This is a genomic window from Falsochrobactrum tianjinense, assembly GCF_019100495.1.
GTDB lineage: Bacteria > Pseudomonadota > Alphaproteobacteria > Rhizobiales > Rhizobiaceae > Brucella > Brucella tianjinense.
Window position 1 is genome coordinate 54,441 of sequence record NZ_JAHRVA010000001.1, and the last position, 17,129, is coordinate 71,569.

Below are 17,129 nucleotides of genomic sequence, written 5' to 3' on the forward strand. Positions count from 1 at the left end.
GCCCAGGCATAAAACGTTGCTTAAAAACAACGGTTGCCATGTCTTGCGCTGTAAAAGGCGGCGAAGACGCTTTGCTGTCTTGTGCGATGCAATCATCCGGCTAGTTTCAGCATTTCTAAACAATGACCCGCATTATTGCCGGTCTTTAGAGCATTTCCCGCAAAAGCGTGAAACGGTTTTGCGTCAGGATAATGCGTAAGAACGAATGGTTAGAGCGGTTCGGTGTTTCCGTCAAAATCGAGACCGCTACAGGCTGCGTGGACGGACTGGCGAGGGTGAATGTTCGAGCGTTTGTTGGACTTTATCAAGGATTTGCCGGGCAGCGGCCTGCGTGAACGGGGCGAGAAATTTTCCGATGCCGATCCAAGGCTCGCTGCGGCGGCGCTGCTGTTTCATGTCATGGCCGCAGACGGGGAAACACGAGAGAGCGAACGCGCACTGCTTTCCACCCTGCTCGCCCAGAAATACGGCCTCAAGGGCGATACGCTCAAGCAATTGATCAAGGCCGCACAGGAAGCGGATCAGGAGGCAGTCAGCCTCACCAATTTCACATCGGTCCTCAAGCGTCATCTCGATTATCAGGCCCGCCTCGATTTCATCCTTCTCATGCAGGAGATCGTTTATGCCGATGGAACGGTCAGCGAGGTCGAAGTGGACGTGATGTGGCGCATCGCCCAACTGGTTGGCATCAGCGAGCCCGACCGCCAGTTGATCGAGGCGCGGATGCACGAAAGCAGCCATCCCGCGCCTGATCTGTAAGCCTCAGGCGCGGGATGGTCGGCAGCGGCCTTACCGTACGATCAGTCCTTGCCGAGCAGGCCCTTCCAGATGAGCGCTCCAATAGCAGCGCCGACCAGCGGCGCGACCCAGAACAGCCAGAGCTGGCCAAGGGCGGCGGTATCGGCAAACAGCGCAACTCCGGTTGAACGCGCCGGATTGACCGAGGTGTTCGTCACTGGAATCGAGATCAGATGGATGAGTGTGAGGCCAAGACCGATCGCAATCGGAGCGAATCCCGCCGGAGCCAGCGATGAGGTCGATCCCAGTATGATAATAATGAAGAACGCCGTCAGTACGATCTCGATGATGAGTGCCGCCGTCAGGCTGTAGCCGCCGGGCGAAAGCTCGCCATAGCCGTTTGACGCGAAGCCGCCCGCCACAAAATCAGGCTTGCCCGAGGCGATCAGGTAAAGCACGACAGCGGCAACAATAGCACCAAGAACCTGCGCCACCCAATAGGGAACGAGGTCCTTGGCCGGAAGACGGCCGCCGAGCATGAGACCGAGCGAAACGGCGGGGTTGAAATGGCCGCCGGAAATGCCGCCGACCGCATAGGCCATGGTCAACACCGTAAGACCGAAGGCCAAGGCAACGCCAAGAAAGCCGATGCCGAGTTCGGGAAAGGCCGCTGCGAGCACAGCGCTGCCGCAGCCTCCGAATACGAGCCAGAATGTTCCAAAAAATTCAGCCGATAATTTGTTCAACATAGGGGTCCCTCGATCTGGTATAGAGATACATTCATGATAGGCGTGGTTCGACTTGGTATATGTGTACCGTTTATTTATGCGATCCGGTTAAGCTTGATGACAATGAGCATTGAATGCGTTAATTTTCAATATGCATCAATGGCTTCTCTACATTATTCTATTTATATTAGTATATCCTTTTAAGTCTCCTTGAGACGAATGCCTGGCGGACATTCATCGTCGGAGTTCCACCCCTGTATTGCCGCCGCCGGGGTGGCTGCGCTATAACGGAAACATCCGGGCAAGCGGGTATAGGCGCGGGGCACGTAACAGGGAGTTGCCAGCCTTGAATATCAATCCTGAGGCACGAACAAGCAGATCGCTGCTGCAGGCTGTCACCGCAGCCATGCTGGGCGCGGTTCTCTCCGGCTGCGCCGCTGGCGCATGGAGTGAAACCGTCAGGATCGACAGCAATCCACCCATGCCCAAAGAATGTGCGGGCTGGCAGAAGATCGACCTGAAACAGCGCACCGCGCTGGTTCTGCTTCGCGAGGATCCGCGCCTCGCCGTCGATATCGACGCCCATAATCTCAAGGGCCGCAATCTGGGTTGCTGGCAATGACCGGATCGCGCGTTCGCGCTCTTTGAAGAACGAGGGTGCCTACCGGCGTGATAAAACCACATTGCCTGCGCATTTTTATATGTGCATTTTTTACAGGTGATTCCGACTCGCTTAACCTCACATTAACCATAGAGGATAAAGGTCGATATCATATCGATTTCATCCGCAATGACTGATATGTCAGCGGACAATTCAGAAGAAGTGCGCCTGTGATACGATTTGAGAATGTCGGCCTGCGATATGGAATGGGGCCTGAAATCCTGCGGGATGTCAGCTTCCATATTCCGCCGCGTTCGTTCCAGTTCCTGACCGGCCCGTCGGGCGCTGGCAAGACATCGCTGATGCGCCTGCTTTTCATGGCGCTGAAACCCACCCGCGGCCTCATCAATATTTTCGGGCGCGATGTCGCGCGGCTGGACCATAAGGCCGTGCCGCTTCTGCGTCGGCGCATCGGCATCGTGTTTCAGGATTTCCGCCTGCTCGACCACCTCACCACCTATGAGAATGTTGCGCTGCCGCTGCGCGTGCGCGGCAAGGAAGAGGCGACCTACCGCCACGAGGTCGAGGAATTGCTGCACTGGGTCGGATTGGGTGATCGCATGAGAGTGCTGCCGCCAGTACTTTCGGGCGGAGAAAAGCAGCGCGCGGCCATTGCACGCGCGCTCATCGACCAGCCGGAACTGCTGCTGGCGGACGAACCGACTGGCAATGTCGATCCGCCGCTCGCCAAGCGTCTCCTGCGCCTGTTTACCGAACTCAACCGTTCCGGCACCGCCGTTATCATCGCAACCCATGATCTTTCACTCATGGATCAGGTCAATGCGCGCCGCATGATTCTCGAACACGGGCGGCTCGATATCTATGACTGACACGCGCGCACCCCGGCCAGGACCACAGCCCGGAGCCTTGAAGAAAGTAAAGGACGACCTGCGCGTGCGCCTTGACGACCTCAAGGACATGCTGATGGTGCGCATCGGCAAGCGCCGCAAGCGGCAGGGCCCCAGCCCCATCGTGCCGGATGGAAGCGTTACCGGAACAGCGCTGGTGATCGTGATCGCAATCATGACCTTTCTTGCCTGCCTCACCCTTGGCGGCGTCACGCTGGTCCGTGGCTCAGCTGCCGCCTGGCAGAGCCAGATTGCCCGCGAAGCAACGATCCAGATCCGTCCTGTCGATGGGCTGGACATGGAGAAGTCGTTGCAGGACGCCAGCAATATCGCGCGCGGCTTCGCCGGCGTGAAAAGCACCAGCATCATCGACAAGGATGCGACCGCGCGTCTGCTGGAGCCATGGCTTGGCAGCGGCCTCAATATCGATGATCTGCCTGTACCGCGCCTTGTCGTCGTGACCATTGATGAGAATGCGCCGCCGGATTTCGAAACCATGCGCACAGAGATCACCCGCGCCATCCCCAGCGCGAGCTTCGACGACCATCGCACATGGGTCGACAGGCTCGTCTCCATGGCCAATACGACTGTTCTGATCGGTACGACAGTGCTCTCTCTGGTGATCGCCGCCACCATATTGACGGTGATTTTCGCCACGCGCGGGGCCATGTCGGGCAATAGCCATATTATCGAGGTGCTGCACCTGATCGGCGCGGAACCGAAATTCGTGGCGCACGAGTTTGAATGGCATTTCTTCCGCACCGCGCTCAAAGGTGCGCTGTTTGGCGGACTGACGGCAATTCTGGTTTTCCTCGTCTTTTCGTGGTGGGCATCGCGACATATGGCGACGCCAGCGGGCGATCAGGCGGCGGCCATGTTCGGCAATTTCGCCATCGGGCGCGACGGTTATATCGGAGCTGCGGCAATCATCATTCTGGTGAGCGTGCTGACCATGCTGACCAGCCGCCTTACGGTCGTGCGCCAGCTTGCCACCATGGACGACTCGGAGGACAGTTCAGGAGCGCGCTCCGAATGACCGCATTCTTCGCCAGTAGCAACCGCAGCGCGAGAATTATTGGCAAGTTTCCAGCTTATCGCCGCAATGCTGGTTATGATAGCAAGGTGGTGTTGCTATCAGGCAAACAGGGAATCTCGGATAAGCGCCAGGAAGATGGCTATGCGGTTGCAAACAAACGAACCCAGACGGTGCCCCCGATGGCAGATGCGGCCCGGCATCGACGCCGCCTCGCCCTTGCGCCGTCCGGCGTCCCGTCTGTTTTGGGTAAATTCATATGGTCTGTCATAATGCGCGTGTTCCGACGACTTCAGCCCGTTTCCATTTTTCTTTTTGTGGCTCTCATCGCCTTTCTGATTGGCTTCCTTGCCTTCGGGGAAAAAGTCACAAGCATGCAATCACCCGCGCTGGATGAAGCCGCCGACGCCATCGTGGTTCTGACCGGCGGACAGTCGCGCATAAAGGCAGCACTCGACCTTCTCAAGGAAAAGCACGGAAAGCGGCTGCTCATCAGCGGCGTAAATCCGTCCACGAACGAGAGAGCCTTGCAACGCGCCACCAATACTGAACCAGGCCTGTTCGACTGCTGCGTCGATCTCGACCGCTCCGCGCTCAACACGGTGGGCAACGCCACGCAAAGCGAGCGGTGGATTCGCGCCAATGGCTATCGCCGCGTGATCGTCGTCACCAATAATTACCATATTCCGCGCAGCATTCTGGAAATGTCGCACCGGATGCAGGATGTGGAATTCATTCCCTATCCCGTGACAAACGGCGAAAAGCGCGAGCATAGCTGGGTGTCGGAAGGCGACACGCTGCGGGTATTGTTCATCGAGTATGTCAAATATCTTGGCGCCGCCATCCGGGTCGGCTGGGCGTCGGCTTTCGATAACAGCGGCTGAAAGCAACCGTTTCTCTGAATGCGCGAAATCCGTATGGAAAAACCTGTGCGTCCTGATATATCGGGTGCCGTCGCTTTGAATGAAAGTTCTCAATTCCTCCGCGCCTGATCGATCCGCCCATGGTCCATGGGGAGAGAACAGGACTAGCCAAGGTCCTCGCCGATACGATGCTTCTCTATCTGCGCTCCATCCTGTTCAATCTGGCGTTCTATATCTGCACCATGGTGCAGATGATCGTCTATACACCCTTCTATTTTCTGCTGCCGCGCAAAAAGGCGTGGATCGTTCCGAAAATCTGGGCGCGCAGCAATTTGTGGCTTCAGAAGCATATTGCTGGCACCGACTATGTGATCGAGGGGCTGGAGAATATCCCGCAGGGCGCCTATATCGTTGCACCCAAGCATCAATCGGCCTGGGACACCTATGCCTTTCTGCCTCAGCTCGACGATCCGGTGCTCATCCTCAAACGCGAACTCATGCGCATTCCACTTTTCGGCTGGTATCTCGCCAAGATGGAAATGATTCCGGTGGATCGCGGTTCGCGCGTCAAGGCGCTGCACTCGATCACCACGGGAGCGCAAAAAGCCATCGCCGAAGGCAGGCAGATCCTCATCTACCCCGAAGGCACGCGCCGCGCGCCCGGTGCGCCGCCGCAATATAAATACGGCATCGTCCATCTTTACGAAGCGCTCGACCTTCCGGTTCTGCCGATTGCGCATAATGCCGGACTTTACTGGCCGCGCCGCAAATTCCTGCGCTATCCCGGCACTATCCGCTGCCGCATCCTGCCGCCCATTTCTCCTGGTTTGCCAAAGGAAGAATTCCTGCGCCGCCTGATCGATGCGACGGAGACGGCTTGTGACGATCTTCTGGTCGCGGCAAGCCGCGATCCCAACCCCCCGCCCATGCCACCAACCGCAGTCCAAAGGCTCAAAGAGCTTGGCGAGTAACTAGAGCGTTTTTCGATCTGATTGAATCAGATCGACGCTCTATCTCTTTGTTTTAGCGCGCATCTTATCCGAAAACCGCTTCACACTTTTCGGAATGCACTCTATCGCCGCGAGTTTACATGATTTTCCGTTCACTTATGCCCGGAACCACGACAATTCGTCGCGTTGGGTTGAACTTTCGTTTTTCTTGCACCCAACCCTGAAACCCGTTATCAGAGCGCGACACGAAAGGACACATCATGAATATTGATGCCATCTCCATCGGCTCCAATCCTCCCGAAGACGTCAACGTGATCATCGAAGTTCCTGTCGGCGGACAGCCGATCAAGTACGAGATGGACAAGCAGGCTGGCGCGCTGATTGTGGACCGCTTCCTCTATACGCCCATGACTTATCCGGGCAATTACGGCTTTGTGCCGCACACGCTTTCAGAAGACGGCGACCCGATCGACGTTCTGGTGTGCAACACCCGCCCGCTGGCTCCCGGCTGCGTGATCAATGTGCGCCCGATCGGCGTGCTGGTCATGGAAGACAATTCCGGCAAGGATGAGAAGATCATCGCCGTTCCTTCGCCGCATTTGACACAGCGTTATGAAAAGATACATGACTATTCCGATTTGCCGGAAATCACGCTCAAGCAGATTCAGCACTTCTTCGAGCACTACAAAGACCTCGAGCCCGGTAAATGGGTGAAGATCGGCGACTGGGGCGACGAAGACTATGCGCGCAAGTTCATTGTCGAGGCAATCGAACGCGCCAAGGGCAAGTAATCAGCCCATCCCCTGTTCAATAAAAACGCCCGGTCTATGCCGGGCGTTTTTATGTGTATATTTTACAGCAACGCCGGCAACAGCGTCGTCCACATGAACTGACGGATGAAAAAGATAATCAGCAGCAGAATGATCGGCGAAATGTCAATACCGCCCAGATTGGGCAAAAGACTGCGGATCGGGCGCAGGGCCGGTTCGGTCGCCTTGTAGAGAAAATCACCGATCGCAGCGACGAAACGATTGGAGGAATTGACGACATTGAACGCATAAAGCCATGAATAGATGGCGCTAGCGATGATGATCCATGTGTAAATGTCGAGCGCCAGATCAATGGTACGGAACAATGCGATCATAAAGGTCTCCTTGGCAATCGGAGCGGTGTAGATCAAAACTGACCCAGAAAGAACGCTCCAGCCCTTTGAATCTCTGCATCGTATTATCCAAATCCGGTCGGGTTCAAATGCGATGCTTTAGCCGAGATGTAGCGGTTGCTTTGAGCAAGAACAAGAGCATGAGATGCAAGCAATGCAACTTTAATACCCTTGTACCCTTGCGGAAGAAAGAAGGTGCTATTTACAACATTCCAGATACAGATTTTCTGCAATGCCTGCTTAGGCGCCGGTTTGTCGGCGATATTCGTCCGGCGTGACCCCCATCAGTTTGCGGAACATCGCGATGAAGGCCGAGGCACTAGCATAGCCAAGGTCAAGCGCCACATGCTCGACTTTTTCGCCCTTTTCAAGCAGTGGCATTGCTTTCAGCGTTCGTAGGCGTTGCTTCCATTCGGGGAAGCTCATACCCAGCTCCTGCTTGCAGCGGCGCATGAGCGTGCGTTCAGACGTGTTTGCAAAACGGGCAAGCTCGTGAAGCGTGCGATTGTCACTGGGGTCAGCCTCCAGAACGGATAGGATTTTGCGAAGCGCAGGATCGCTGCTCGAAGGCAGATAGGACCCGGCACATGGCGCAATAGCTAGCTGGTCGAGCAGCGTATGCAGTAGCCGCGTCTCCTGCGGGAGCTGCGGTTGCGACGGCTTTTTCATGCGCAGATGTTCCAGCAAGGTGCGGATCAGCGGGGTCAGGCTCAGCGCACAGGCTTTCACAGGCATGTCTGCACACAACTCTTCAGCCACATAGAGCGAGCAGTAGCACGCTTCCTGGCGGTTGAGCCCTTGATGCTCGATATGTGGAGGAAGCCATATTCCATACTGTGGCGGAGCCAGCAGGTGGTTTTCACCTATGCGCACTTCCATCACACCGGTGAAGGAATAGACAAATTCACCCCAATGATGGCGATGCATGGGATAGCGTGCAGCCGGTGGCATGCAGGCAGTTCGAAAGAACAGCGGTTCCGGCAAGGCTTCCGTAAAGGGAGGCTGATGAGTGGCTTTCAAGGCGATTACCGCCATTGTGGCAATCCTGCGTTAGATCTTGTCAGTTTTAAGCTATATATATTATATCCGCCAAGGATACATCAATTGTTCGGATAAATCATAAGGATTCGGACAATGGAGCGGAAGCCTGTCGACACGCATGCGTTTGGTCTGATGCTTTTCGTTTGTATCAGCCTTGGCTTGCAGCAAGTCCTGCTGAAGATGACGGCTGCGGATATTTCGCCTTTGTTCCAGATTGCTCTGCGCTCTGGTGTCGGAGCAGCGTTGATTGCAGCCGTAATGATCACGCGCAGGGAAATCCTGACGATAGAAAACGGCATCTGGAAACCGGGCTTGCTGGTCGGTTTGCTATTTGCACTGGAGTATCTTTTTTTGGGCGAGGGGCTGCGGCTGACCTCGGCTACCCGTGCTGTGGTTCTGCTCTATACTGCGCCAATCTTTGCAGCACTCGGCTTGCATCTTCTCGTTCCGTCGGAGCGTCTGACACCCATGCAATGGGGCGGCATCGGCATCGCCTTTGCGGGAATAGCAATTGCTTTTCTGCTGCGCGGCGCGACCGTTCATGGCGATCTCCATGCAGTGCTCTTTGGTGATGCACTTTGCCTGCTTGCGGGCGTTACATGGGGAGCGACAACGATTGTGGTCCGTGGCTCGCGCCTTGCCGCGCTGCCTGCCAGGCAGACCTTACTTTATCAGTTGCTGATCGCCTTTGTGACTTTGTCTATTGCCTCTATAGTAATGGGACAGGCTCAAATTAATTGGAGCGGCGTATTGATAGGCAGCTTCACATTTCAGGCCTTCATTGTTTCCTTTGCCGTATTTCTTGTCTGGTTCCATCTCCTGCGACTTTACCGTGCATCACAGTTGGGATCGCTTTCCTTCATGACACCGATTTTTGGTGTCATTTTAAGTGCGGTCATCTTGGACGAGCCGATTGAGGCTAGTTTTGTGGTCGGCACGGCACTGGTGATAACAGGTCTCATGGTCGTTAATGGCAAGGATGCACTGGCCGATTTTGTCCGTAGATACAGGCGAAGCTGACAGCGATCAATCAGGCCGCGTCATGCGTCTGCCGTTCAGCGGCCGGGCGGATCAGTTCGTTGATATGTTCGAGCGCATGATCGCGCACCCGCATATTGCGCAGGTGTTCCAGCGTATTGACGACATAATCGACATTTGCTCCCGCTTCCCCATGTGCCGCCGCGATGATCGCCGCTGCATCCGCCCCCGTGAGCCCGCCCGCATATTGCGCGTGGTGCCGGTCGGCCACATAGGTCACGGCCCTGACGTCACGGCCATCGGCAAGCCGCAGGCGCAGCCATTTCTCGTGGTAGACCCGATTGGACATCTCCCGCTCGCGCAAATAGACCATCACCTCGTCCGTCATATCACCCGGCACGCGGAAGGCTATGCCAAGGCATGAGCCTCCGGCATCAAGCCCCAGTACCAGGCCGGGATGGTCAGGTGTTCCCCGATGAACATGGGAATAGATGCACAGGGTGCGGCGATAGCCATGCAATCGCGCGCGTACAGTTTCCACATGCGCAAACCCCGGCCGCCACATCAAGGAGCCGTAGCCGAATACCCAGAAATCATTGATATGGTGCTTGTCGGTGCGCATTGTCATGACGATATCAATATTTATTCAATAATGGCCATTTTTCGTCAATAATCTCCATAATCCCCGCTTTTTTTGACGAGCTGAACTTCACAAGACTCAATCCTGCCATAATATAGCCACCAGTTGAGAGGAGCAGAATAGGGTCGCCGGAACATTTTCGGGAAGTCCGGCACATCGCCGTATCGACCCATTATCCGATTGAAAGCAGGGCATTTTCAATGGTGCAAACTGGAACTGAAGCCAAGAAATCCAGAACGCGCCCTATAACGATTGCGATCGTTTTTCTTGTCCTCATCGCCGCTTATACGGCAGGCTGGTTCTACGTTGCCAGCCAGCTCGAAACCCGCGCCAGAGCCGATATGGCCAAACTGTCGGCCCAGGGCGTCGGTGTAGGTTGCGAAGATTTGCATATGGGCGGCTATCCGTTGCGCGTCAACGTGGTTTGCACCAGCATTTCATGGCAGCGGCCTTCCGCCGGCATGGCATTTCGCGCCGGACGCTTCACTTCCGGCTCACCGGTTTATGCGCCGCGCTCGCTGCGCAACGAACTGGCTGGCCCGGCTTTCATCGAGTTTCCAGGGCTGGAGCCGCTTGAGGTCAACTGGAGCGAATTCACCTCCAATACCCGCCTTGCCCGCCCCTTCCCCACCGAAATCGAACTGGATGCCCGCGATGTCACGGTTGGCCGGCGGACGGAAACGACCACCACAAAACCCATCGGCACGCTGGAGCAGATGAATTTCCAGATGAGTAGTTCAGGCGATCTGCTCAACGTCAACGGACGCTTCGCCGCCTTCAAGCTTGCGCCCTCCATCATCGGCAATGCGAAAAGCCCGGAAATCGACGGCCTCGCCGATATTCAGATTGCCGACGCTGCGACGCTGCTTGCTCCCAGCCCTTCACCGCTCAACGAGCGCTTGCGCGGCCATAGCGGCGTAATCAATCGGGCATTTCTCTCCATGCCCAATGGCGCCATGGTTTCAGTGGTTGGACCTTTTTCCGTGGACATGGAAGGGCTGGTCGATGCCGATCTGAAGGTTACGATGGTTAACCCGCATTCCTTCGCGCAGGCCGGGCAAACGCTTTTCCCCGAACAGGGCGGCAATATCGCCACTGTGCTTTTTGCGCTTTCCGCCATGCCAAAGGACGAAAACGGCAATCCCGTGCTGGAGATTGCCGTTCGCAAAGGCCGAGCCAAAGCAGGTTTTATTCCGCTGGGCCGCCTGCCGGAATTTTGAGCGCTTCGCTTTTAGGCTGCGCGGCCTGACGGCCGAAATCAGGCGCATCAATCTCCTGACCCGCATCGATGATGCCGCGACGAACGGCGCGCGTGCGGGTGAAAAGATCAAACAGTGCGTCGCCATCGCCCCAGCGGATCGAGCGCTGCAAGGAAGCCAGATCTTCCGAGAAGCGCCCCAGCATTTCAAGGATGGCATCCCTGTTATGCAGGCAGACATCGCGCCACATCGTCGGGTCGGATGCGGCCAGACGAGTGAAATCGCGGAAACCGGATGCCGAATATTTGATGACTTCCGATTTTGTTACCTGCTCCAGGTCGCTGGCCGTTCCGACAATATTGTAGGCGATGATATGCGGCAGATGCGACACGATAGCCAGCACCAGATCGTGGTGCTGCGGGTCCATCCGATCGAGGCGCGAGCCGCAGGCAACCCAGAAAGCGGTCAGCTTTTCAAGCGCTGCCGCATCCGTTTCAGGCAAGGGCGTGAGGATGCACCAGCGATTGGTGAACAGCTCGGCAAAGCCTGCATCCGGCCCAGAATACTCCGTACCCGCCAGCGGATGGCCCGGAATGAAGTGAACGCTTTGCGGCAACTCCGGCTGCATCTGCGCGATCACCGACGCTTTGGTGGAACCGACATCGGTGACGATGGCCCCCGGCTTGAGATTGGTTGCGATCTGGCGCGCAACCGTGCCGGATGAGCCGACCGGCACCGAGACGATGACGAGATCGGCGTCGCGCACAACCTCGGCGCTATCGGTGCTGTAGCTGTCGCCGAGGCCAAGCTCTTCGGCACGCTTGAGGGTTTCAGCGCTGCGCGTGGCGATAGCGATATGACCCGCAAGCTTTTCGCGGCGGATGACGCGCGCCAGTGATGAGCCTATGAGGCCGACGCCGACCAGTGCAATTTTGTCAAAATGGATCGTAGACATTGTTCTATTTTAAAAACTCTGTGAGAGCGGCCACGACGCCGCGATTGGCTTCTTCCGGTCCGACTGTCATGCGCAGCGCGTTGGGGAAACCGTATCCGCCAACGCGGCGCAGGATATAGCCGCGCCGTGAGAGCCACTCATCCGCCTTGTCCGCCGTGTGGGCGGCATCCTCGGGGAAATGGATCAACAGGAAGTTCGTCACCGATGGCGTGACGCGCAGGCCAAGCTTCGTGAATTCATCGCTCAGCCATGCCAGCCATTTTTCATTATAGGCCACCGACTTTTCGACATGGGCGCGGTCGCGGATCGCAGCCGAGCCTGCGGCAATCGCCGCCGAGTTCATGTTGAAGGGACCGCGAATGCGGTTGACCGCATCGATGACATGCAGGGGGCCATACATCCAGCCGATACGCAGGCCCGGCAGGCCATGGATTTTCGAGAATGTGCGCGTCATGACGACATTCTCGCTCGACGAGACCAATTCGAGGCCGGCCTCGTAATCGTTGCGGCGCACATATTCGGCATAGGCCGCATCGAGCACCAGCAGGACATGCTTCGGCAGGCTGGCATGCAGGCGGCGCACTTCCTCGAACGGCAGATAGGTGCCGGTCGGGTTGGCCGGATTGGCGATGAAAACCAGCTTCGTGCGCGCCGAAACACCAGCCAGGATCGCATCCACATCGATGTGCTCATCCTTTTCGCGCACCGTGACGGGCGTAGCGCCCGCAGCCATCGTCTGGATTTTATAGACGGCAAAGCCATGCTCGGTGATAATAGCTTCATCGCCGGGCGCAAGATAGGTCTGGCACAGAAGCCCCAGCAGCTCATCCGAGCCGTTGCCGCAGATAATATTGGCGACATTGAGCCCCTGCACTTCGGCGATAGCCTGACGCAGCGCCAGCGCCTGCCCGTCGGGATATATGGACAGATGGTCGGTACAATATCGATAGGCCTCGATCGCATGGGGGCTGGGGCCGATCGGCGTCTCGTTGGAGGAAAGCTTATAGACCTTGGCAACACCTTCCACATGCTCCTTGCCCGGCACATAGGCTGCGATATCGAGCAGGCCTGCCTTGGGCTGGGGACGGGTGAGGTTTTGCTGTTCGGTCATGATTTGGCTCCGCCAAAAGGACTAATGATAAGGTTACGCAGGGGGCATAAACCGCCATCGCGCGCAAGTCGAGGAAAACCTTATCTGCCTGCGCTAACTGTCTTTGCGCAAGCCCCCGACTGGCCTGCCGTGCGGTGCCAGCACCGGCACGAAGACCCGGCGCGAGGAACGCTGTGCCACCGGGAGTCCCTGATAGAGCCGCTTCTGAGCTTCAACCACCAGCACCCCGGCGAAAAGCGGCCACAGCCTCCGTCCCATCCCCTCCAGCGCCATGCAGGGACGGATCATCCAGCGCCGGGTTACGGGCGGAAAATGCAGAGAATTGCTGAGCGCGCTGACAGTGAAATTGGCTTCGCGCAGCAGCGCCGCCAATTGCGTGCGGCTATAGGGACGCCCGCTGCCAAACGGCGTATGGTCGAGACGCGCCCAGACGCCGCGCCGGTTGGGCACCACGATCACAAGCCGCCCATTGGGCGCCAGCACACGCCACATCTCTTTCAGCGTTTCAGCAGCGTTTTCGGCATATTCAAGCGCATGCACCATCAATATACGGTCAATCGAGGAATCAGGCAGCGGCAATTCCTCATCGAAAACCAGCACGGTCGCGGATTTTTCCATCGAAGGCCACGCAATCGCACCCTGACCGGCAGGCATGAAAGCGAAGCTGCGCTCGGTATCGGCGCTGAAACGGTCGAGATAGGGTAGGCTGTAGCCAAGCCCCACCAGCCGTTCGCCCGGCACAGGCTCCCACAGTGCGGTCAGCGCCATGCGGATGGCGCGCTCGGTCAGATGGCCAAGCGTTGTGTCGTAAAAGGCGCGTAATTCGATAATGTCCGGGTGCATGTCGGCAGGCTATCCCAAATCGCTGCAATGGGAAATGGATAAGCCATACTCCGATTTGCGCAACGGGCTGTAATTTTACAAAACAATGCTATAGACCGTGGCTTTCAAGCCCTCGCGGCGCCAAGATCAGGAGACCGGCAGATGCCAGAAGTCGGCGGCAAGACCATAGACGTGCTTTTCAGCGCGGAAGAAATCGCCTCGCGAAATCTCGCGCTTGCGCAGGATATTGCAAGACATAAATTTCACGATCTTCTGACGGTTTCCATCCTCAAGGGATCGTTTATTTTCGCAGCCGATCTTATCCGCGCCATGCATAATGCCGGTATCGAGCCTGACGTCGAATTCATCACCGTATCAAGTTATGGCGCGGGCAAGACCAGCGGCGAAGTCCGCCTTCTGCGCGATATAGACAGCGATGTGCACGACCGCGACGTGCTGCTGATCGATGATATTCTCGAATCGGGCAAGACGCTGAAATTCGTGCGCGACCTGATGCTCGAACGCGGGGCGCGCAGTGTCAGCATCGCCGTGCTGCTCGACAAAAACATGCGGCGCAAGGTCGATCTCAATGCGGACTTCGTGGCCTTTGAATGCCCGGATTATTTCGTCGTCGGCTATGGCATGGATGTGGCTCATGCCTTCCGCCAATTGCCCTATGTCGGGCATGTGAGGGACTAACTTCAGTCGAATTTCAGCAGCCGCTGAAGATATTCCTTCTCCATCTGCGGCGTCAGCGCATTGCCGAGCTTGCGGCGGATTTCATCAAGGATTTCGCGTGCGCGCTGAATATCGATCTCGCCCGGTATCTTGACGTCATTGCCAAAATCCGGGCCGCCATTACCAGGCTGGCGGCCAAGCGGATCGCGTCCGTTCTGACCGTTCTGGCCCTGGCCGTCCTGCCCCATGGCCTGCTGCATCTGGCGCATCATGTCACGACCGCCACGCCTGAGCGCATCGAGCGCATTTCCCTGCTCGTCGCTTGCTTCCGAACCTTCGCTGCGACCGAGCGCGTCACCGGCATTGCCCATGGATTTTCCTGCATCGGAGAAATCCTGATTGGGATCGATACCCATGCTCTTGAGATCATCGGTCAGCCTTTGCAGTTCCGATTGAAGACCTTGCTGGCGTTGCTGCAATTTGCGCATGGCTTCCGCCATTTCCGGCGGCACATCACCTGATGGACCGCCCTGCTGCGATCCGCCGTCTCCCAGCATGCCGTCATCGCCGGGGAATGGCTGGTCTTCCCAGAACTCGCCGTCGCTGCCGCCAAACTGCTGCTGCATCTGCTGGTCGAGTTTGAACGTCTCGTTCATCAATTGCTGCTGCTTGCGCATCATTTCGCCAAGCTTGTTCATCTGCTGCTGCATCTGTCCCGCCTGGCCCTGCTGTCCCTGCCCTTGCTGGCCGGGCTGCGCCTGCTGTCCCATTTGCAGATTGTTCATCAGTTCCTGCAATTGCGACAAAAGCTGTTCGGCCTGATCGCGCGAGCCCTGGCGCGCCAGATTTTCGATCTGGTCCATCATGCGTTGCAGATCCTTGTCCGTCAGCATCCGCGCATTCGGATCCATAGGCGTGTTGCGGGCATTGGGGTTTTGCTGCTGGCGCTGGGCAAACTCACGCAGGAAATCCTGCATCGCCTTGCGCAGTTCCGCCGAAAGTTTTTCGATCTCCTCCTGCGAAGCGCCGCTCTGAAGCGCATCGCGCAATGCTTCCTGCGCCTGCCGCAGCCGCCTTTCCGCCGCCGACAGATTACCGTCTTCAATACCCCGCGCCACCTGCCACATATAATCTGCCGTATCGCGCAGGGCGTCGTCGCCTGTGGCAAGGCGGAGCCTGCTGTGGATGGTTGCAAGCCCCAGATAATGGGCCATGTTCTGAATGGTTTCTTCCGGGCGCAGCATGAGCGCCGACAGCATATCGCGCACATGATCGCGCTGCATGGCGTCGAGCGCCAGAATACGGCGTTGCTCGACAATGGCGCGCGCCAGCGGATTGGAGAAAGGCCGCTCCGGCAGCGTTATGATCTTCGTCTCGCTACGAGCGCCATTGCCTGCGGCATCGGTGACGACCAGCGTCAGCGCCACTTTCTCGCCTGCCCACGGATGCTCGGTCAGGTCCTTGGCAGTCGTAGCCTCTTTGGTTCCGCGTCTGGGCAGGGCCAATGGCAGTTCCGGCGCATCGTAAAGAGGTAGCGCTTGCTCTTCCTCTTCCTCGTCCATATCAAGCGGCACGATTTCGCCATAGGCCTTGGCCGGACCATAATCGTCGTGGATCTCATAGGCAAGCTGCAAGGTGCCGTTGAGCGCGCGGCCAGGCTCCTTGGTGAAGCGGATAGTGGGCGGATTGTCGGGCGTTACCGCGAAGCTCCACTGCGCGCTGGTGCGTGACAGCGACAATGTCTCATTCTGCTGGAGATCGTAGCGGAAATTGCGGCTGCCATCGACCACGGCCTGCTCTGCTGCGGCCTGTTCGCTCTCCCTGGGCGAGTCGGAGGGAGCGACGGGCGCAATTTCACGGCTATGACCCGTGGCATCGGTTGCCGTAAGGCGTTCGGAACCACCACCGATCACGCGAATGGAAACGATGCTTCCCTGCGGGACGCCTATAGTTCCTGCGGTCGCAGCGGCTTGCTCATCCGCACTTAGAAAAATCGGCGCGCGTCCCGTATAAGCGGGCGGTGTCACCCATGCATCGATGCGCGCAATAGCCGTATCTCCGCCCGGACGGATATTGAAGGCATCGGCAATATGTCCGCTGCCAGAGCCGAAACTATAGGCAAAAGCGGTCACGAAAAGCAGGGCTATGACGGCGCGCAGCCCCAGCGGATCGCGTTCGGGAACGCGCGGACGCGGCAGGCCGGATTGCAGCCCCTTGAGCCGTTCGGCCATGCGGCGCTGATGCTCGCGCCACAGCGCGACCGTGAAGGGATCGTTTGCGCCCGTTGCCATATGTCCGCTCTGCACCGCCAGCGGTTCGTGAACAAGGCCGTTCGCCTTCTCGATATGCGCGGTAATCTCAAGAGCCGTGGGAGAGCGGAAGCGCGACGGCAGATAGAGCCCCGCCAGCGCCGCCACGGCAAACAGGGCGAGAACGGCGATATGCAGCCAGCGCGGCATGAGCGCGAAAAGACCGAACCAGCTCAGACTGGCAAAAAACGCAGCCAGCGCGATCAGCGGCAGCACCAGCGGCCAGAGTCTTTCAAATCCGATGATGAGAACACTGCGCAGATGCAGGCGGCGCAAGGATGCACCTTCGCCGGAAAACAGGCGAAGCAGTGCATCACGCTTGCGTGTACGCAAGTCCTTGCTGTTTTCGCTGCGCTGCGTCATCCGGGCTTTCTGCTGCGTGTTCCGGTTAAGTCCTCATACTTAGAATAACA

The 17,129-nt window shown here is 57.5% G+C and carries 18 protein-coding genes; 10 read left to right on the forward strand and 8 right to left on the reverse strand.

The window, feature by feature from the left end:
- Positions 1 to 279: 279 nt before the first annotated feature.
- Complete coding sequence (locus KUG47_RS00270) at positions 280 to 759, forward strand: tellurite resistance TerB family protein (RefSeq protein WP_217675961.1); 480 nt, start codon at positions 280 to 282, stop codon at positions 757 to 759.
- A 41-nt stretch (positions 760 to 800) separates the two neighbouring features.
- Here the strand turns inward: KUG47_RS00270 and aqpZ are convergent, their stop codons facing one another.
- Positions 801 to 1,487 carry an aquaporin Z gene (aqpZ, locus tag KUG47_RS00275; protein WP_217675962.1) on the reverse strand — a complete coding sequence of 229 codons (687 nt, stop codon included), beginning with the start codon at positions 1,485 to 1,487 and terminating at the stop codon, positions 801 to 803.
- Between the two features lie 385 nt (positions 1,488 to 1,872).
- Here aqpZ and KUG47_RS00280 point away from each other — a divergent pair, with 385 nt between their 5' ends.
- The 6 genes from KUG47_RS00280 to ppa all read left to right on the forward strand — a co-directional run bounded on the left by KUG47_RS00280 (position 1,873) and on the right by ppa (position 6,612).
- The gene (locus tag KUG47_RS00280; protein ID WP_217676918.1) at positions 1,873 to 2,088 is read left to right on the forward strand and encodes a hypothetical protein; all 216 of its coding nucleotides are present in this window, start codon (positions 1,873 to 1,875) and stop codon (positions 2,086 to 2,088) included.
- A 245-nt stretch (positions 2,089 to 2,333) separates the two neighbouring features.
- Entirely contained in the window at positions 2,334 to 2,957 is a 624-nt protein-coding gene (ftsE, locus tag KUG47_RS00285) for a cell division ATP-binding protein FtsE (protein ID WP_254799282.1), read from the forward strand.
- 88 nt (positions 2,958 to 3,045) lie between these two features.
- Positions 3,046 to 4,011, forward strand: a complete 966-nt coding sequence (locus KUG47_RS00290; RefSeq protein ID WP_217676919.1) for a cell division protein FtsX — start codon at positions 3,046 to 3,048, stop codon at positions 4,009 to 4,011.
- Positions 4,008 to 4,892, forward strand: coding sequence for a YdcF family protein (locus tag KUG47_RS00295; protein ID WP_217675964.1), 885 nt, complete (start codon positions 4,008 to 4,010; stop codon positions 4,890 to 4,892). The genes KUG47_RS00290 and KUG47_RS00295 overlap by 4 nt, the downstream gene beginning before the upstream one ends.
- 167 nt (positions 4,893 to 5,059) lie before the next feature.
- Positions 5,060 to 5,842 (forward strand): lysophospholipid acyltransferase family protein, encoded by a 783-nt coding sequence (locus tag KUG47_RS00300; protein ID WP_217676920.1) that lies wholly within the window; start codon positions 5,060 to 5,062, stop codon positions 5,840 to 5,842.
- Between the two features lie 239 nt (positions 5,843 to 6,081).
- Positions 6,082 to 6,612, forward strand: a complete 531-nt coding sequence (ppa, locus tag KUG47_RS00305; protein WP_217675965.1) for an inorganic diphosphatase — start codon at positions 6,082 to 6,084, stop codon at positions 6,610 to 6,612.
- A gap of 62 nt (positions 6,613 to 6,674) precedes the next feature.
- On the opposite strand, the gene KUG47_RS00310 is transcribed toward ppa, so the two are convergent.
- A complete protein-coding gene (locus KUG47_RS00310) occupies positions 6,675 to 6,965 on the reverse strand; it encodes a YggT family protein (protein ID WP_217675966.1) in 291 nt (96 codons plus the stop codon).
- Between the two features lie 258 nt (positions 6,966 to 7,223).
- Positions 7,224 to 8,018 (reverse strand): AraC family transcriptional regulator, encoded by a 795-nt coding sequence (locus KUG47_RS00315; protein ID WP_217675967.1) that lies wholly within the window; start codon positions 8,016 to 8,018, stop codon positions 7,224 to 7,226.
- Positions 8,019 to 8,117: 99 nt separating this feature from the next.
- Here KUG47_RS00315 and KUG47_RS00320 point away from each other — a divergent pair, with 99 nt between their 5' ends.
- A complete protein-coding gene (locus KUG47_RS00320) occupies positions 8,118 to 9,044 on the forward strand; it encodes a DMT family transporter (RefSeq protein ID WP_217675968.1) in 927 nt (308 codons plus the stop codon).
- A 10-nt stretch (positions 9,045 to 9,054) separates the two neighbouring features.
- Here the strand turns inward: KUG47_RS00320 and KUG47_RS00325 are convergent, their stop codons facing one another.
- Entirely contained in the window at positions 9,055 to 9,624 is a 570-nt protein-coding gene (locus KUG47_RS00325; protein WP_217676921.1) for a gamma-glutamylcyclotransferase, read from the reverse strand.
- 218 nt (positions 9,625 to 9,842) lie between these two features.
- Here KUG47_RS00325 and KUG47_RS00330 point away from each other — a divergent pair, with 218 nt between their 5' ends.
- Positions 9,843 to 10,862, forward strand: coding sequence for a DUF2125 domain-containing protein (locus KUG47_RS00330; RefSeq protein ID WP_217675969.1), 1,020 nt, complete (start codon positions 9,843 to 9,845; stop codon positions 10,860 to 10,862).
- On the opposite strand, the gene KUG47_RS00335 is transcribed toward KUG47_RS00330, so the two are convergent.
- The 3 genes from KUG47_RS00335 to KUG47_RS00345 form a co-directional block, all read right to left on the reverse strand.
- The gene (locus tag KUG47_RS00335; RefSeq protein ID WP_217675970.1) at positions 10,831 to 11,796 is read right to left on the reverse strand and encodes a prephenate/arogenate dehydrogenase family protein; all 966 of its coding nucleotides are present in this window, start codon (positions 11,794 to 11,796) and stop codon (positions 10,831 to 10,833) included. The genes KUG47_RS00330 and KUG47_RS00335 overlap by 32 nt on opposite strands.
- A gap of 4 nt (positions 11,797 to 11,800) precedes the next feature.
- Complete coding sequence (hisC, locus tag KUG47_RS00340; RefSeq protein WP_217675971.1) at positions 11,801 to 12,907, reverse strand: histidinol-phosphate transaminase; 1,107 nt, start codon at positions 12,905 to 12,907, stop codon at positions 11,801 to 11,803.
- A gap of 93 nt (positions 12,908 to 13,000) precedes the next feature.
- Entirely contained in the window at positions 13,001 to 13,750 is a 750-nt protein-coding gene (locus tag KUG47_RS00345) for a class I SAM-dependent methyltransferase (RefSeq protein WP_217675972.1), read from the reverse strand.
- A gap of 141 nt (positions 13,751 to 13,891) precedes the next feature.
- Between KUG47_RS00345 and hpt the strand changes: the two genes are divergently transcribed.
- A complete protein-coding gene (gene hpt, locus KUG47_RS00350; protein ID WP_217675973.1) occupies positions 13,892 to 14,428 on the forward strand; it encodes a hypoxanthine phosphoribosyltransferase in 537 nt (178 codons plus the stop codon).
- A gap of 2 nt (positions 14,429 to 14,430) precedes the next feature.
- On the opposite strand, the gene KUG47_RS00355 is transcribed toward hpt, so the two are convergent.
- Positions 14,431 to 17,079 carry a TIGR02302 family protein gene (locus KUG47_RS00355; protein WP_217675974.1) on the reverse strand — a complete coding sequence of 883 codons (2,649 nt, stop codon included), beginning with the start codon at positions 17,077 to 17,079 and terminating at the stop codon, positions 14,431 to 14,433.
- Between the last annotated feature and the right edge of the window lie 50 nt (positions 17,080 to 17,129).

Bases quoted from the DNA above. Each gene is read 5' to 3' on its own strand.
- KUG47_RS00345 (WP_217675972.1), bottom strand. From the start codon at position 13,750: ATGCACCCGGACATTATCGAATTACGCGCCTTTTACGACACAACGCTT.
- hisC (WP_217675971.1), bottom strand. From the start codon at position 12,907: ATGACCGAACAGCAAAACCTCACCCGTCCCCAGCCCAAGGCAGGCCTG.
- KUG47_RS00355 (WP_217675974.1), bottom strand. From the start codon at position 17,079: ATGACGCAGCGCAGCGAAAACAGCAAGGACTTGCGTACACGCAAGCGT.
- KUG47_RS00325 (WP_217676921.1), bottom strand. From the start codon at position 9,624: ATGCGCACCGACAAGCACCATATCAATGATTTCTGGGTATTCGGCTAC.
- KUG47_RS00320 (WP_217675968.1), top strand. From the start codon at position 8,118: ATGGAGCGGAAGCCTGTCGACACGCATGCGTTTGGTCTGATGCTTTTC.
- ppa (WP_217675965.1), top strand. From the start codon at position 6,082: ATGAATATTGATGCCATCTCCATCGGCTCCAATCCTCCCGAAGACGTC.
- KUG47_RS00295 (WP_217675964.1), top strand. From the start codon at position 4,008: ATGACCGCATTCTTCGCCAGTAGCAACCGCAGCGCGAGAATTATTGGC.
- KUG47_RS00330 (WP_217675969.1), top strand. From the start codon at position 9,843: ATGGTGCAAACTGGAACTGAAGCCAAGAAATCCAGAACGCGCCCTATA.
- KUG47_RS00280 (WP_217676918.1), top strand. From the start codon at position 1,873: ATGCTGGGCGCGGTTCTCTCCGGCTGCGCCGCTGGCGCATGGAGTGAA.
- KUG47_RS00315 (WP_217675967.1), bottom strand. From the start codon at position 8,018: ATGGCGGTAATCGCCTTGAAAGCCACTCATCAGCCTCCCTTTACGGAA.
- hpt (WP_217675973.1), top strand. From the start codon at position 13,892: ATGCCAGAAGTCGGCGGCAAGACCATAGACGTGCTTTTCAGCGCGGAA.
- KUG47_RS00335 (WP_217675970.1), bottom strand. From the start codon at position 11,796: ATGTCTACGATCCATTTTGACAAAATTGCACTGGTCGGCGTCGGCCTC.
- KUG47_RS00310 (WP_217675966.1), bottom strand. From the start codon at position 6,965: ATGATCGCATTGTTCCGTACCATTGATCTGGCGCTCGACATTTACACA.
- KUG47_RS00290 (WP_217676919.1), top strand. From the start codon at position 3,046: ATGCTGATGGTGCGCATCGGCAAGCGCCGCAAGCGGCAGGGCCCCAGC.
- KUG47_RS00300 (WP_217676920.1), top strand. From the start codon at position 5,060: ATGCTTCTCTATCTGCGCTCCATCCTGTTCAATCTGGCGTTCTATATC.
- KUG47_RS00270 (WP_217675961.1), top strand. From the start codon at position 280: ATGTTCGAGCGTTTGTTGGACTTTATCAAGGATTTGCCGGGCAGCGGC.
- ftsE (WP_254799282.1), top strand. From the start codon at position 2,334: ATGGGGCCTGAAATCCTGCGGGATGTCAGCTTCCATATTCCGCCGCGT.
- aqpZ (WP_217675962.1), bottom strand. From the start codon at position 1,487: ATGTTGAACAAATTATCGGCTGAATTTTTTGGAACATTCTGGCTCGTA.